The following is a 12657-nucleotide window of genomic DNA, read 5'->3' as shown; positions in this document are numbered from 1 at the left end:
TACAAGATTGGCTACGATATTATATCCGGCATCAGTAAAATGAACTTCATCTACTTGTGTCACACTTGGTTCCAAGTGCGATGTTATAGCAGATTCATTTTACTCGCAATCATGTCACCTATTTTTGCATAACCTAAATCACTTAAATGTAGTTGATCCGCATTGTTCGGAAATGGTGTACCGGTTGCCGGTGTCCCTCTTGTTGCTGTAGGGCTGGCAGTATAAATCGACCAAGTGAATTTGCCAATCCCTGAATCCTGCCACAAGTCTACTACAGAAATGTTATTATATTGAGCAATAGCCTTAATTGTATCACTCAACTTTTCTAATGATTGTCCGGATGATGTAGGATATTCCCCATACCCATCCACATCAATATACTCATACTTGCCTGCACAATGAGGTGTGACAAACAAAATCTTGCACTTAAGGTTGTTCGCTTGGGTTAACAAATCATACAGTTTGTTAACCACATACTGAACCTTCCCCAAATCGTAGTTTGTGCAGGATATAAATCGCCTTTAACCCCATAAGCTGAATTACGTTCATTCATCCCACCATATATAACAATGAAATCCTTACTTGTCACCTGTGCTACTGTTAATGCAGCTATTGTTCCGACACTTGTAGTTCCGCCATCCACCATAGAGATAAATCCAACACCATTTAAAGCATGTGTATCAATCGTGAATTGATGTGTGGTCTTAACAGTTTCTTGCCATTTCAAAACGGAAGTCAAACTATCCCCTATTGCTAACCCCGCTTTTCCTTTAAACTTACTTGAAGAACCGAAACCAACAGGAGGGGGATTAGAGATCCACCAGCCATCGCCATATGCATCGGGATTGAAACTTACATTTGTTGTAACATCAATCACCATCAAATCCTTCACGCTGACCTTGAAGAATTCTGTATTCGTCTCATACGCACCGAAACGGATATTGTCGTATCCGGATTCGATGGTCTGGGTCATCGTGAGTCTCGTGTACTGTCCTTCCGGAATGTCACCGTTGACCCGTTTCTCGCGTTTACCTGTGTGCTTCCGTTGTACAAATACATTCTTCCTTTTAAGGAATCATTTCCTCCAGTTTTCGCTGTCGACACCCGTAATGTGAACATCAAAGTTTTACCTACATAATTCTGAACGTTATTGAAGCGAAAACCAACTTCCCCGTAATTAAAGTTCGGAGTACAAGTGATGACACCATTAACCATTGCTGCGGTATCAGATAACCCGTTTGACCACAAACTCCAATTTACATTCGTTCCAACACGGTAATCTCCGAGCAAATTATTAAAGCCCTCTCCCTCCGCCTTCTTGCCGGCATAACTAAATCTAGCGCCTGCTCTAACGTTAAATTCGGATATTCCTTCTTATATTTGCCAGTTCGCGCACTGGCTTGCGTCTAGCGCGCTTCTGTAACGCCATAATAAAAAGCCTCCCTAACGATGATTGATTAGACATCCCACCGCTAAGAAGGCCGTTATTTACAACCCTGATTCGTTACTTTTAGGGTTAAGTTTGTTCAATTCTGGGGTTGTATTTGTTCCGATTTTCGACGTTATCCGCAACCCTGCGCCCTAGTTTCCGATTCGATTACCGGACTAATATCCCGGACCTCAAAACGGCTCAAAACGTTGATATGACGCCTAGCATTCTTCCGGAGTACCAGTAGCAGTAGCCGTTCTAAACGATGATCCACATCCGCATGATGCGATCGCATTCGGATTTTCAATGGTAAAGCCGCCGCCCATCATTGATTCTTTATAATCAATCTTGGTTCCTTGTAAAATCGCTGCACTCTCTTTATCGACTAAGATTTGAATTCCAAATTGTTCTAGTCTCAAATCATCTTCATTTACTGTACGTTCAAAGCCCATCCCATAGGATAAACCGCTGCATCCACCGCCTTTTACGCTGACACGTAACAATGCACCTTCTTCTTCGTTATGCTTCATCATTTCTTTAATATGCAGCGACGCCGCTTCTGTTAAAATAACCACATTATCACTCATTGTGATACCCTCCCTATATGAGGCTTTTAAATTTATTATATACACGTATTGTTAACTACTCAAATAATACGGTTCCTTCGTATTATCATATGAAATATATATAAATAAGGGAGCGGCAGCGCTCCCTATTTTAAAACATTGGATTATCTTCCAAGTATTGATAAATGTTATCGACCAATTCGTCAGGTGTTTTTCCTGTGACTACTTCTCCATTAACGAGAGCATATAACGTAGTCGCACATTTACCGCAATATCCAAGACATCCATATTCAATAATATCCAAATTAGGATCTTTTTCTAATTTCTCAAGTGCCTTTTGTGCACCATTTGCAAGATTGCTTATACAAAATTCGATGATGGGTTGAATCATTGCTTTTCACCTCTCCACAACTAATTATCCTACTCCATTTCGTTCACTCCGTCAATTACCATGTATACTATATCGATGTCAAGAAAATCATGAAAATTGTTGTTATTTTGACATAATTCCGCTATACTCGTATGTGTTAAAGGAACGGAATTATTTTACTACTTTTTTTTATGACATTTTAGGCAACTTTAAATATGAAATGGGATATTCAAAGGGGAAATAAAAATGAAAAACCTTGTAATTCTTGGTGGCGGCTACGGCGGGATGAAAATTCTAAATGAAATTCTCCCTAACCATTTACCAGAGGACATGACGATTACACTAGTGGACCGTGTACCTTACCACTGCTTAAAGACGGAGTACTATGCATTAGCAGCAGGAACGATTTCTGACAAAGAAGTAAGAGTTGATTTTCCGGAGCACCCACGATTAAAAGTAGTGTATGGTGAGGTAATCGGGATTCAAACAACTGAAAAAAAGGTCACACTAAAGGATGCGGAGCCTCTCGACTATGATGAGGTAATCATTGGTCTAGGCTGTGAGGACAAGTATCATGATGTTCCTGGAGCCAATCAGTTTACCTACAGTATCCAGTCTATTGAAAAATCTCGACTTACCTACTCTGTCTTAAATAATCTGGGACCTGGCTCAGTTGTTGGTATCGTGGGCGCTGGTCTTAGCGGTGTGGAGCTAGCAAGTGAATTGAGTGAAAGTCGCGAAGATATAAACATCAAATTATTTGATCGGGGAAAACATATTCTCTCTGCATTCCCGGAACGTTTAAGCAAATATGTAGAAAATTGGTTTGTAAAAAACAATGTCGAAATTATTAACAACTCGAATATTACCAAAGTGGAAGAAAATTTATTATACAATCACGACGAGCCGATCCATTGTGATGTCATTGTTTGGACAGCAGGAATTCAAGCCAATGAAATTGTCCGTAATATGGACGGAGAAAAAGATGGAATGGGAAGACTTGTTATTACCCCGCTCCACCATCTACCGCATGATGAACATGTCTTTATTCTCGGTGATTGCGCAAGTCTTCCCCATGCTCCTAGTGCTCAATTAGCCGAAGGTCAGGCGGAACAAATTGTTGAAGTATTAAAGAGACGTTGGAAGGGTGAAGAGCCTCCAACATCATTCCCACAAATAAAATTAAAGGGGATCCTTGGTTCTCTTGGGAAAAAGCACGGGTTTGGGATGATGGCAGACCGCGCCATTACAGGACGTGTCGCCCGTTTGCTTAAATCTGGTATTCTGTGGATGTATAAATTTCATAATGGTTAATATTAAAATGCTCCAGCGCCTTGAACAGGCGCTGGAGCTAGATTAAAACAAAGAAGCATTCCAATCTGGAATGCTTCTTCATTTTTAAATAGCATTATATCCATATTTTTCTAGTTCTGTGAAAATGGTTTTTAAACGTGGGTTCCCTTCGCCAACGATTTTGTCTTTGATGACAACCACTGGATAAAACATATCTTCTTCGACCACTTTTTCTGCAAACGTAATTTTTTCATTCTCCCCAATTGGCTGATAGATATCCACATAGGTCATTTTAAACGGTTGGTTTGGAAATTTTCTCGCAATCGCTGCTTCCAGCCATTCAAACGTTTCTTTGGAAGATGGTAAATTGACACAACTCGGGCACAATTGTTCCGCACCATAAACAACAATTTCTACTTCAGAGCTATTCATTTATTCATTCCCGCCTTTTTATTTCAGGTTACCTCATTTTTACGATAAAAACCACGATAATGTCTATAAATGTGTGTTTTCCTAATTTCTGATAATGGATTTTTCACGATGATGACATTATAATATAAGTATAGGAAGGGAGTCGATTAATTTGGCAGAACAAGAAATTTTTGAACAAGTTCAAGAAGTATTAGATAAATTACGTCCATTTCTTCTTCGCGACGGCGGAGATTGTGAATTAGTAGATGTTGAAGAAGGCATTGTCAAGCTTCGCCTGTTAGGTGCATGCGGCAGCTGCCCAAGTTCAACCATCACACTTAAAGCTGGTATCGAAAGAGCACTTTTAGAAGAAGTACCAGGAATTGTTGAAGTAGAGCAAGTTTTCTAATAATGAAGTATAGCAAAAAAGCGATTGCCAATAGCGGCAGTCGCTTTTTTGTCATCATAATACGATTAGTAAAGCCATTCTAACAAAGGTAGCTTTAAAGTCTTAATTGGAGCATCCGTAAGTTGATAAAAACCCGCCAAAAATTGTTCATATTCACCGGACTGACGTAAAATTCTCATTAACTTTTCTTCTAATACCTTTTTGTCCTGTTCTGATGTGGTAATATAATAACTTTCTATACATTCAAAGTAATGGAGCGGGAAAATTAACCGTGAATACAATAATCGCCAGGAAAATGGCGACAAAGGGGCAATACTTTGATACTCTTCAAAAAAGCGCTTTAATTCCACATCATAGGTTTGGGAATTATGAAGATATCTTTCCCTTGTCCATTCACCTATGTCCCGGCTGCGATGGTCAAATACCCAGTCAAACGGATTTTTAATCATATAATTATTGAGCGGCCCCCAAGTCTTTTGCGTAAAACGTTCATGACAAACCGTGCCGCTATCCGTTTCAAGTGGTTCATCATCAATTTCGGTATCCACTAGATATTGAATAGCGTTTTCCGTTAAACCCAGATAATAGGGGAAGGAATCAATAAACATCCGCTGAAATTCATCTTCAGGTGTTTGAAAAAGAAGACCATTCCACACCTTTTCCATCTGCTCGAGCCGTTTTTCCCATAAGGACTTCCATTGTCCAATCCTGCTAGACCTCTCTATTTGAAAGGGAACTCTCCTGCCGCGCTCATGAAATTTTGCCAATTTCCTGCCCAATTTAACTTTTTTCTGTTCTTCTAGTTGCCGATTTGCAAGGACACAATATTTATTTCTTTCCCATTCCGTAATTAAATGCCCTTCTTTAGAAGGCAAAATGGCGGGAACATTATGATCACCATAATTTCGTAAATGCTCCGCGATTTTCTCAAGTTCGGCAATATCTTCTTCTTCCTTGCCCGCTGGTTTAGAGATTAAATAGAGCCAGCCATTTCCTCTTAATGCATCAAACCTATCCAGTTTTACATATTCATCGACCGTAATGCCATATTGATTTTCCAGCATTTTTTGAAGCATTTTTAGTCCACCTCATTTCTTTCCCTTCTCTTACATCATATATATGTTTTAGCTTAAGAAAACTTGTTCCTGAATAGCTTAGAAAAATGAAGGAGAATATAAGGTTTTAACCATGATCTTTTTTAGGATTCTTTTGCATAAGTTAGAATAATACAGTATATATATAGTGAAAATCCATAGAAAAGGTGATCAAAGGAATGGCAGAAGACAAAAACGTAAATCTAACCGAAGTAACTGCACGCAGATGGCTGAATGAAAGAGGCGTCAAAGTACAGGATATCGCTGATTTAGTTTTCTTTTTGCAGGAAAAATATCATGAGAACTTGAAAATGGAAGACTGTTTAGCAAACGTGGAACGCGTTCTCTCCAAACGTGAGGTTCAGAACGCAATTTTAACAGGAATACAGTTGGATGTACTTGCTGAAAAAGGAATGCTTGAGGAGCCGCTCCAATCAATTATCGGAACAGATGAAAGTCTTTACGGAGTCGATGAAATTCTAGCCTTTTCGATTGTAAATGTATATGGTTCGATCGGTTTTACCAATTACGGGTATATCGATAAATTAAAACCTGGAATATTAGCGCATTTAAATGATAAATCAACTGGAGAGTGCCATACTTTTTTAGATGATATCGTTGGGGCGATTGCAGCTGCCGCATCAAGCCGACTCGCACACCGGGCTGCTAGAGCTGAGAGTGAAAAGAAATAAGCAGAAAAAGGATGGGTTTCCCCCATCCTTTTTAAGTTAAAGGAAAGTATAATTTTCTTAACTTAGATTACTGTCTAGCTCCAGCACCCAACGGCTAGTGTCCTTCGCTCTTTTCCCTGCGATAAGTCAAGCACGAATGCGCTATCGCTCTCCGTGTTTCCTTTATCTCAGTCAAAGTGCTCCAGGCCATACGCCGCTAAACGGGCGCTTCCGCTTTTAAATTTTCCATTGATCTAAGGAATCAACAGTGTAGGTTGGCATCCGGTCATATCCGGAAAGCAATTCTTTCGTCGTTACCCCTGTATGTACTAATAATGTATCCATCCCCGCATTCATGCCCGCTAAAATATCGGTATCATAATAATCTCCGACCATCAATGTCTCTTCTTTCGGTGTTCCAAGTACCTTTAATGCCTGTTCCATGATGATTGCTTCCGGTTTGCCAATAAAAATCGGGTTAGTTTGTGTAGAAACAGTAATGACGGATGTTAAGGAGCCATTCCCTGGAACCAATCCTCTTTCTGTAGGGATTGCGATATCTCCATTTGTAGAAATGAACGTCGCACCATTACGAACGGCCAAACAAGCTACCGTCAATTTCTCATAGCTGATGTCCCGGTCAATTCCTACCACCACAAATTCAGCATCTTCCCCGGCAAATTTTAACCCTTTTTCTTCTATTGCTGTTCGAATTCCCTCTTCCCCAATCACATAAATGCGCGCATCCTTCTTTCGTTCATAGATGTAATTGGCTGTTGCTTGGCTGGTAGTGAATACCTGCTTTTCTTCCGCTGGGATGTCAAACTGGGTCAGCTTATCAGCAACCTGTGCAGGTGTCCTTGAGGAATTGTTTGTAACAAAAAGATATGGTATTTGTTGGTCCCGGAGTTTCTTCACAAAGTCAGATGCGGCTTCAATCCGATCTGAACCTTTATACATTGTTCCATCTAAATCAATTAAATAACCTTTGTAATTTTTCATATGTCTCACTCCCAAAAGTTTTTTTCCATATATAACAAAAAAGACCGCGCTTATCGGTCTTAATATTTTATTATTTTTTAAACGCAGAAACAGGTCCTAACTCGTTGGCAAGATATTCGCGAACATTGGACGCAAAATTCACCAACTCATGTAAATGCTTTGTAAATGTCTCTTGAAGTTCTTGATGATTGACATCTGTATAAGATTGGACAAGCATTTTCCGATATTGAATCAGAACTTTCAAACTATTTCCCGTTTCAGACGAGATAACTCTTTCATCCATTAAAATATCAATGATGTCATCGTAACTGCCTGGGTCACGCATAATAAACCCATCAATCATTGCATTTCCGACGTCCAAAACAGACTCAATCATCATATGGTTTACACGCTCTAGCGCTGCCTTTTCAAGTGGATCGGACCACTCTTTTTTACTTAAGAACAGTTGAATTTGCATTTCTAAAAATTTCAATATCTCTTCAATTTTTTCTCGATCAACAAAATACATATGAGCACCTTCTCCATTTCTCTATGATGGTATATCTTTGCAAGTGCATACGGTCAGGCATAGAACTTTCGAGATTTCACCTTTATTGTAACATAATTTGACAACCTTCGCGTTTTTCGATGGATAAAAACTTTGAAAATTGTGTAAAAATCTTTACTCCCCTTGATTGGTTTTATTTGTTACTATATAGAAGATGTCTAAAAATATCTATTTTTATTAAAGGAGACCTTTAAATGAAAGAACGCTTTTTCTTATACGATGATACAGAAGATACAAAAACAAGATTTGTCAGCTTCGTTGGTGAAAATCAGCGCTTTGATTTAGCGATTGTTCAAAGTGACCGACATTATGGAAAGCAACTTGTTCTTGATATGCAAGGAAGCCGGTTTGCCATTATCGGCTTAGATGATTTGCAAGAGGAAGGATATTTAGAGTACGCTTTTCAGTTAAATGAGGAAGATGCGGAGGAATTAAGATCCTTTTTAATGGAATTAGTGTAATGGTTAGTCATGAATTACACCCCATTTGAAAATACTAGTGCTTAAGGGGGCGTACGCATGACAGAAAATGAGAATGAAAATTACACCGATTTCTCCAATGTGGATAAACAAAGAAACTTTCTTACAGCTGAAGAGTTTCCAGAAGGTCCTTTTGGTTCTTCCATTCGTCAAGACGAACCTGTTGAGAACAAAAGCACACCATGGGAAGAAGGGCAACGGCCGTACAGTGCCTTTAATTATGAAAATAAAACCCTTCATCAAAATCTTCCTCGGCAAATGGACGGGGCCCATCCAACCCATGATGACCTCGAAGAAGATCAGCAGCCGCCATATAGTGAATCAACATAAAGAAGGGCCAGCAAGCTTGGCCCTTCTTTTATTTTTTCACTTTTTTCAACACAAAATAGGCACAGCCAAAATTACAGTATTCATACAGATATTCACTTAGTGTGCTAATTTTTGTATCGAATGTAGCTTTTTGGTTTTGGTCATCGAAAAAACCCTTTAATCGGAGTTGTCCATAACCCCAATCACCCACTACATAATCATATCTTGTTAAAATATCACTAAATCTCGCTTTAAGGGCTTCTTCATTAAATCCATTTCGATGTTCTTGGACGATTTCATAAACGGTGTTGTTCATTATTATCAAGATATTTCACCTCATTTGCCAGCTAATTCCTACTACCCATTATAACCGATTCCCCATCAATTACTAAGAAAAAAAATCACCTTATTGGCCATTCTAAGAAAAGGAGGTGTTTACATTGAAAAAATTAGTCATCATCTTGGGATTATGCACGGTAACGGCTCTAACAGGCTGTACTAAGGATATGAGCAACCGAGATGTCTATGAAGAAAGCGGTAATACCATTAATGTCAACAATAAAAGGCATGACCTCTACAATGAAGGAGCGAGCCGTGGAAACCGTAATGTTAGTAACAACTACGGCTTCGTTCGTCATCAAAAAAGTCCGCTAATGAACGATAATACGGCTAATGACCATTATTCTGCATTAGACCGTGAACAGGCGGCCAATATTATTAGTAAATTAAGTGCAGATATTCCCAATGTAAATGATGTATCCACACTTGTTACTGACCAAGAAGTGTTAATTGCTTATAATACTGATTCAAAAGATCGCAATTTGACTGCTGATCAAGTGAAAAAAACAGCGATGTCCGTCGTTCCAAGGTATTACCATGTCTACGTCACTGACAATAAAGTGTTAAGGAGAGACGTAGAAAATTTGGCAAACCTTGATTCAACCAGCCGAAATGCCCGTAATTTGGTCAATGGGCTTATCACACAGATGAAAAAATCACCACAAGGGCAGCGAATAAATGCCAGTGAAGATGAAAATGGACGAACTGCGGATGATAATATCGGCAGAAACAATCAATAAAAGAAGAGTTCAGTCAACTTGACTGAACTCTTTGTTTTAGGCTTCTTGTGCTTTTTCTTCCCCAAGCATTTGCTTGTGTTTCGCTGCTGCGTTCACTTGCTCGTCAGCATGATAGGAGGACCGGACTAGCGGGCCTGCTTCACAATGACTAAAGCCTTTACTTAAGGCAATTTGCTGTAATTCTTTAAATTCATCTGGGCTATAATATTTTTCAACCTTGAGATGACTTTTTGTTGGCTGTAGGTATTGACCTATGGTCATAATATCAACGTGATTTGCTCTTAAATCATCCATCACTTCAAGTATTTCTTCCTTTGTCTCTCCTAGTCCAACCATAAGGCTCGACTTTGTTGGAATATTCGGCTGCATTTCTTTAGCACGACGGAGGAATTCAAGGGACCGATCGTATTTCGCCCTAGCCCTTACTCTAGGGGTCATCCGTTTAACCGTCTCGATATTGTGATTTAAGATATCAGGTTTTGCATCCATTAACTGACGTAAATTTTCTTCTTTCCCTCCCATATCAGACGGAAGAACTTCAATGCTTGTAAATGGATTTTTGCGGCGAATCGCGCGGACTGTTTCAGCAAAAACAGCTGCCCCGCCATCCCTAAGATCATCACGGGCTACTGCGGTGACCACGACGTGTTTTAAGTTCATCAATTGAACGGAGTCTGCCACTCTTTCAGGTTCTTGCCAATCCAACTCGGTTGGTAATCCGGTTTTAACCGCACAGAAACGGCATGCACGTGTACAGGTATCACCAAGAATCATGAAGGTAGCCGTACGTCTTTCTGCCCAGCATTCATGAATATTAGGGCAGCGTGCTTCTTCACAAACCGTGTGAAGATTTTTTTCCCGCATCATTTTCTTCAAGCCTGTATAGGACTCATTTGTGTTTAGTTTTATTTTTAACCAATCCGGTTTTCGTAAAATATCTTCTTTCTTACTCATTAAACGCTACACCCCTTGAAGCTAGAAATGGATTCTCATTGTCACTTTAACATACTGAAAAAATAACGACAAGCATATCGGGCTATATTATCGAAATGAACCGTTTCCATCAGCCAAAAATATAGTTTACCATTTATTAACCATAATGAAATGGTTTAGAAAACATAAACTAACCTTGTACATTAATTGGAAGGAGGATTCTTGTGCGGGCTGTTCTATTATTAGGAACCTTTCTTTTATTCTTTAGCACTTCATTGGCTGTTACGGATGTTCATGCCGCGGCAAATGAACCGAATCCATACCAAGAACGAATGAAGCTGTATAAGAAGGTGGAAACCGTTACACAAATTCCTTGGTACTATTTAGCGGCCATTGATCAATACGAAAGAAGCATCCGCCAGGTCCGCAGAGACTTACCTAAACCAGAAAGTGTGATTGGCATCTATTTTCGTCCAGAAGAATGGTCTGGATTAACCAATCCAAATCCTTTGGAAGAAAACCCAGCCACGATTCAATTTTTTGATGGAAAAGGTGTAGATGGGGATGGGGATGGGAAGGCAAGTGCTAAAAAGGATGAGGATGTCCTTTATGCGTTTGCAAATTATCTCCTATCATACGGTGTCGATCATGATAATATAAAAATCGGCTTATGGAATTACTATCATCGCGATAAAACGGTTAGTATCATTGCTGGAAAAGCAAAAATATATCGGCATTTCGGCCGGATTGATTTGGATAATCAAGTATTCCCTGTCCCAATCCGCAGCAATCACAGTTACCGGAGTACGTGGGGGTCAGCCCGTGGCTGGGGCGGCCGCAGGATACACGAAGGCACCGATATCTTTGCTGATTACGGTGTTCCAGTTCGGGCAACAAACTATGGCATTATTGAAATGAAAGGCTGGAATAAGTTTGGCGGCTGGAGAATCGGTATTCGCGATATTAATAATACGTATCATTATTTCGCCCATTTAAGCGGTTTTGCTAAGGATTTAAAAATCGGTCAAGTGGTTGAGCCGGGCATGCTAATTGGCGGTGTAGGAAGTTCCGGTTACGGACCGCCGGGAACCTCAGGAAAATTCCCTCCTCATTTACATTATGGGATGTATAAAGACAACGGTGTCACCGAATGGTCTTTTGATCCTTACCCACATTTAGCGAAATGGAAGCGGATGGAGCGGATGAATGCACGCAAAAAATAGGACTTTCCACCGCGGATCGTCCTATTTTTTCGTATCTGATTTCTTCGTGTCTGCTTGTTTATCAGGAAGTTGAATCGATGGGGTAATACCACCGCTGCCATTATAGAATTGCGGAACATCCCCTTGGATGAGCGATCCATCAACAGGGATACTTTGCGTCAGCTTTGTGATCTTAGTAGCAAAGGGAGTAATGATTTGGACTGAGACTTCGATATGTATCGAAACATCAACCCAGGTATTGTTAATCCCTACCTCTTTCGTTTCAATTTTTACATCTGGTTCCACTTCTCCAATAGCATGAAACTTGACTGGAATTTTCGGTCCTATATTTCCTAATAATGAAATATTGGTTGCTTGGCCGAGCGGGACGTACCAAATAATTCCGTCTTCCTTATTCGAATTTTGCGTTTCTATTTCTACATCGGTTAATTGCTCAAGTGAGGAGAGATCACCTTTTTTGGCTGCTTTCAGGTTCTTTTGAATTTGTGCGGTTGTTTCCGCTAAGACTCGGTTTATATAAACTGTATTGAGCTTCACATTTGAGGCCTTACCATTCTCACTAGGCAGAATCACAATGACCTCATTGTCATCCCCCGTATCAGTTGTCCGTTTCGTAATCGCCTTATTGATGACTAATGAAGCAATATTTCGGGTTTCCGAGGTAGCAATTCGCATTAAGGTAGGTTCAATCCCCTTATTTACAAGCCATAATCCAGTTGCTGTAGAGAATAGAAAAAAGACAAACGTCAATAGCATGACATAACGGAAAGGCAACGGTCCCTTTTTAGGTCGCCGTCTGCGAAACTTCGCCAAGAAAATCACCCCTTCAAGCTATATGTATG

At 39.9% G+C, this 12657-nt stretch carries 19 protein-coding genes; 7 read left to right on the top strand and 12 right to left on the bottom strand.

The annotated features are described in order from the left end of the window. Positions 1 to 83 precede the first annotated feature (83 nt). The 5 genes from BR30_RS0127910 to BR30_RS0127890 form a co-directional block, all read right to left on the bottom strand. Positions 84 to 473, bottom strand: coding sequence for an SGNH/GDSL hydrolase family protein (locus BR30_RS0127910; RefSeq protein WP_197032424.1), 390 nt, complete (start codon positions 471 to 473; stop codon positions 84 to 86). After that, positions 446 to 973 (bottom strand): hypothetical protein, encoded by a 528-nt coding sequence (locus BR30_RS0127905; protein WP_026567909.1) that lies wholly within the window; start codon positions 971 to 973, stop codon positions 446 to 448. Before BR30_RS0127905 ends, BR30_RS0127910 begins: the two co-directional genes overlap by 28 nt. Continuing rightward, a complete protein-coding gene (locus BR30_RS0127900) occupies positions 970 to 1290 on the bottom strand; it encodes a hypothetical protein (protein WP_026567908.1) in 321 nt (106 codons plus the stop codon). The genes BR30_RS0127905 and BR30_RS0127900 overlap by 4 nt, the downstream gene beginning before the upstream one ends. A 360-nt stretch (positions 1291 to 1650) precedes the next feature. Continuing rightward, positions 1651 to 2016 carry a HesB/IscA family protein gene (locus BR30_RS0127895; protein ID WP_026567907.1) on the bottom strand — a complete coding sequence of 122 codons (366 nt, stop codon included), beginning with the start codon at positions 2014 to 2016 and terminating at the stop codon, positions 1651 to 1653. Between the two features lie 130 nt (positions 2017 to 2146). Beyond that, the gene (locus BR30_RS0127890; RefSeq protein ID WP_026567906.1) at positions 2147 to 2386 is read right to left on the bottom strand and encodes a YuzB family protein; all 240 of its coding nucleotides are present in this window, start codon (positions 2384 to 2386) and stop codon (positions 2147 to 2149) included. A 225-nt stretch (positions 2387 to 2611) separates the two neighbouring features. On the opposite strand from BR30_RS0127890, the gene BR30_RS0127885 reads away from it, so the two are divergent. Further along, complete coding sequence (locus BR30_RS0127885) at positions 2612 to 3679, top strand: NAD(P)/FAD-dependent oxidoreductase (protein ID WP_026567905.1); 1068 nt, start codon at positions 2612 to 2614, stop codon at positions 3677 to 3679. A gap of 84 nt (positions 3680 to 3763) precedes the next feature. Here BR30_RS0127885 and BR30_RS0127880 read toward each other — a convergent pair whose 3' ends face one another. Then, positions 3764 to 4090 carry a YuzD family protein gene (locus tag BR30_RS0127880; protein ID WP_026567904.1) on the bottom strand — a complete coding sequence of 109 codons (327 nt, stop codon included), beginning with the start codon at positions 4088 to 4090 and terminating at the stop codon, positions 3764 to 3766. A gap of 124 nt (positions 4091 to 4214) precedes the next feature. Between BR30_RS0127880 and BR30_RS0127875 the strand changes: the two genes are divergently transcribed. Then, entirely contained in the window at positions 4215 to 4478 is a 264-nt protein-coding gene (locus BR30_RS0127875) for a NifU family protein (protein ID WP_231507843.1), read from the top strand. A gap of 65 nt (positions 4479 to 4543) precedes the next feature. On the opposite strand, the gene yutH is transcribed toward BR30_RS0127875, so the two are convergent. Continuing rightward, positions 4544 to 5554, bottom strand: a complete 1011-nt coding sequence (gene yutH / locus BR30_RS0127870) for a spore coat putative kinase YutH (protein ID WP_026567902.1) — start codon at positions 5552 to 5554, stop codon at positions 4544 to 4546. Between the two features lie 197 nt (positions 5555 to 5751). Here yutH and BR30_RS0127865 point away from each other — a divergent pair, with 197 nt between their 5' ends. Then, the gene (locus BR30_RS0127865) at positions 5752 to 6264 is read left to right on the top strand and encodes a phosphatidylglycerophosphatase A family protein (RefSeq protein WP_026567901.1); all 513 of its coding nucleotides are present in this window, start codon (positions 5752 to 5754) and stop codon (positions 6262 to 6264) included. Between the two features lie 216 nt (positions 6265 to 6480). On the opposite strand, the gene BR30_RS0127860 is transcribed toward BR30_RS0127865, so the two are convergent. Then, entirely contained in the window at positions 6481 to 7245 is a 765-nt protein-coding gene (locus tag BR30_RS0127860; RefSeq protein WP_026567900.1) for a TIGR01457 family HAD-type hydrolase, read from the bottom strand. A gap of 70 nt (positions 7246 to 7315) precedes the next feature. After that, entirely contained in the window at positions 7316 to 7753 is a 438-nt protein-coding gene (locus BR30_RS0127855; protein WP_026567899.1) for a DUF86 domain-containing protein, read from the bottom strand. Positions 7754 to 7986: 233 nt separating this feature from the next. On the opposite strand from BR30_RS0127855, the gene BR30_RS0127850 reads away from it, so the two are divergent. Continuing rightward, positions 7987 to 8253 (top strand): DUF3055 domain-containing protein, encoded by a 267-nt coding sequence (locus BR30_RS0127850; protein ID WP_026567898.1) that lies wholly within the window; start codon positions 7987 to 7989, stop codon positions 8251 to 8253. Positions 8254 to 8310: 57 nt separating this feature from the next. Next, a complete protein-coding gene (locus BR30_RS0127845) occupies positions 8311 to 8601 on the top strand; it encodes a hypothetical protein (RefSeq protein WP_026567897.1) in 291 nt (96 codons plus the stop codon). Positions 8602 to 8629: 28 nt separating this feature from the next. Here BR30_RS0127845 and BR30_RS0127840 read toward each other — a convergent pair whose 3' ends face one another. After that, on the bottom strand, positions 8630 to 8896 hold the full coding sequence (locus tag BR30_RS0127840; protein ID WP_442853006.1) for a YutD family protein: 267 nt from the start codon (positions 8894 to 8896) through the stop codon (positions 8630 to 8632). 115 nt (positions 8897 to 9011) lie between these two features. Between BR30_RS0127840 and BR30_RS0127835 the strand changes: the two genes are divergently transcribed. After that, on the top strand, positions 9012 to 9659 hold the full coding sequence (locus BR30_RS0127835; protein ID WP_231507834.1) for a YhcN/YlaJ family sporulation lipoprotein: 648 nt from the start codon (positions 9012 to 9014) through the stop codon (positions 9657 to 9659). A 36-nt stretch (positions 9660 to 9695) separates the two neighbouring features. Here BR30_RS0127835 and lipA read toward each other — a convergent pair whose 3' ends face one another. Then, positions 9696 to 10613 (bottom strand): lipoyl synthase, encoded by a 918-nt coding sequence (gene lipA / locus BR30_RS0127830; RefSeq protein WP_026567894.1) that lies wholly within the window; start codon positions 10611 to 10613, stop codon positions 9696 to 9698. 254 nt (positions 10614 to 10867) lie between these two features. Here lipA and BR30_RS0127825 point away from each other — a divergent pair, with 254 nt between their 5' ends. After that, entirely contained in the window at positions 10868 to 11815 is a 948-nt protein-coding gene (locus BR30_RS0127825) for a M23 family metallopeptidase (RefSeq protein ID WP_051633835.1), read from the top strand. Positions 11816 to 11836: 21 nt separating this feature from the next. Here BR30_RS0127825 and yunB read toward each other — a convergent pair whose 3' ends face one another. After that, on the bottom strand, positions 11837 to 12628 hold the full coding sequence (yunB, locus tag BR30_RS0127820) for a sporulation protein YunB (RefSeq protein WP_026567892.1): 792 nt from the start codon (positions 12626 to 12628) through the stop codon (positions 11837 to 11839). Positions 12629 to 12657: the final 29 nt, after the last annotated feature.

This window comes from Bacillus sp. UNC41MFS5 (assembly GCF_000686805.1).
The sequence above is the reverse complement of the archived record's forward strand: the minus strand, read 5'-3'. Positions and strand labels throughout refer to the sequence as shown.

What these genes read in the sequence shown, in the direction of transcription:
- BR30_RS0127905 (WP_026567909.1), bottom strand. Translation starts at nt 973, where the DNA reads ATGACCCAGACCATCGAATCCGGATACGACAATATCCGTTTCGGTGCG.
- BR30_RS0127895 (WP_026567907.1), bottom strand. Translation starts at nt 2,016, where the DNA reads ATGAGTGATAATGTGGTTATTTTAACAGAAGCGGCGTCGCTGCATATT.
- BR30_RS0127890 (WP_026567906.1), bottom strand. Translation starts at nt 2,386, where the DNA reads ATGATTCAACCCATCATCGAATTTTGTATAAGCAATCTTGCAAATGGT.
- BR30_RS0127885 (WP_026567905.1), top strand. Translation starts at nt 2,612, where the DNA reads ATGAAAAACCTTGTAATTCTTGGTGGCGGCTACGGCGGGATGAAAATT.
- BR30_RS0127880 (WP_026567904.1), bottom strand. Translation starts at nt 4,090, where the DNA reads ATGAATAGCTCTGAAGTAGAAATTGTTGTTTATGGTGCGGAACAATTG.
- yutH (WP_026567902.1), bottom strand. Translation starts at nt 5,554, where the DNA reads ATGCTTCAAAAAATGCTGGAAAATCAATATGGCATTACGGTCGATGAA.
- BR30_RS0127865 (WP_026567901.1), top strand. Translation starts at nt 5,752, where the DNA reads ATGGCAGAAGACAAAAACGTAAATCTAACCGAAGTAACTGCACGCAGA.
- BR30_RS0127860 (WP_026567900.1), bottom strand. Translation starts at nt 7,245, where the DNA reads ATGAAAAATTACAAAGGTTATTTAATTGATTTAGATGGAACAATGTAT.
- BR30_RS0127855 (WP_026567899.1), bottom strand. Translation starts at nt 7,753, where the DNA reads ATGTATTTTGTTGATCGAGAAAAAATTGAAGAGATATTGAAATTTTTA.
- BR30_RS0127850 (WP_026567898.1), top strand. Translation starts at nt 7,987, where the DNA reads ATGAAAGAACGCTTTTTCTTATACGATGATACAGAAGATACAAAAACA.
- BR30_RS0127845 (WP_026567897.1), top strand. Translation starts at nt 8,311, where the DNA reads ATGACAGAAAATGAGAATGAAAATTACACCGATTTCTCCAATGTGGAT.
- BR30_RS0127840 (WP_442853006.1), bottom strand. Translation starts at nt 8,896, where the DNA reads ATGAACAACACCGTTTATGAAATCGTCCAAGAACATCGAAATGGATTT.
- lipA (WP_026567894.1), bottom strand. Translation starts at nt 10,613, where the DNA reads ATGAGTAAGAAAGAAGATATTTTACGAAAACCGGATTGGTTAAAAATA.